The sequence below is a fragment of the Sporosarcina sp. NCCP-2716 genome (assembly GCF_023707985.1).
GTDB lineage: Bacteria > Bacillota > Bacilli > Bacillales_A > Planococcaceae > Sporosarcina.
Genome location: NZ_BRCF01000017.1, coordinates 1 through 801 on the forward strand (window position 1 = coordinate 1; position 801 = coordinate 801).

The following is an 801-nucleotide window of genomic DNA, read 5'->3' on the forward strand; positions in this document are numbered from 1 at the left end:
CGATTGCTCAATTCTTGCTGGCATCATTTAAGATGTCTATCAGATCTGTTGATCTGTTTTGTGTCTGTTCCGCCGACGGGGTCGGTTTTACAGACGATAATTCGTTGACATTTTGCTGTTCAGTTTTCAAGGTTCATAAAGTGGAGCCTAGCGGGATCGAACCGCTGACCTCCTGCGTGCAAGGCAGGCGCTCTCCCAGCTGAGCTAAGGCCCCGTAGTTTGTAAAAGTGGTCGGGAAGACAGGATTCGAACCTGCGACCCCTTGGTCCCAAACCAAGTGCTCTACCAAGCTGAGCTACTTCCCGGATCATCAATATATGAAGTAATAAAATGGCGCGCCCGGCAGAAGTCGAATCCACAACCTTCTGATCCGTAGTCAGACGCTCTATCCAATTGAGCTACGGGCGCATATTATAAGTTAGCTGATAAATGGTGCCGAGAACCGGAATCGAACCGGTACGGTAGTCACCTACCGCAGGATTTTAAGTCCTGTGCGTCTGCCAGTTCCGCCACCCCGGCAATTTAGTGGAGCGGAAGACGGGATTCGAACCCGCGACCCCGACCTTGGCAAGGTCGTATTCTACCACTGAACTACTTCCGCAAAAAAAATAAGAGATGCGGGTGAAGGGACTTGAACCCCCACGCCCGAAGGCACTAGATCCTAAGTCTAGCGCGTCTGCCAATTCCGCCACACCCGCATAATCTCTAGATGTTCTGTATTCAATTTACAGAAATGGTGAGCCATGCAGGATTCGAACCTGCGACCCTCTGATTAAAAGTCAGATGCTCTACCAACTGAGC

6 tRNA genes are annotated in these 801 nt (G+C 50.4%); all 6 read right to left on the reverse strand.

The annotated features are described in order from the left end of the window. Positions 1-141 precede the first annotated feature (141 nt). Positions 142-214: transfer RNA gene (locus NFU03_RS15645), tRNA-Ala, on the reverse strand. Positions 215-228: 14 nt separating this feature from the next. Beyond that, a tRNA-Pro gene (locus tag NFU03_RS15650) sits at positions 229-305 on the reverse strand. A gap of 26 nt (positions 306-331) precedes the next feature. Then, positions 332-408 (reverse strand) — tRNA-Arg (locus NFU03_RS15655). A gap of 22 nt (positions 409-430) precedes the next feature. Then, a tRNA-Leu gene (locus tag NFU03_RS15660) sits at positions 431-519 on the reverse strand. A 7-nt stretch (positions 520-526) separates the two neighbouring features. Continuing rightward, positions 527-601 (reverse strand) — tRNA-Gly (locus NFU03_RS15665). 15 nt (positions 602-616) lie between these two features. After that, positions 617-698 (reverse strand) — tRNA-Leu (locus tag NFU03_RS15670). Positions 699-801: the final 103 nt, after the last annotated feature.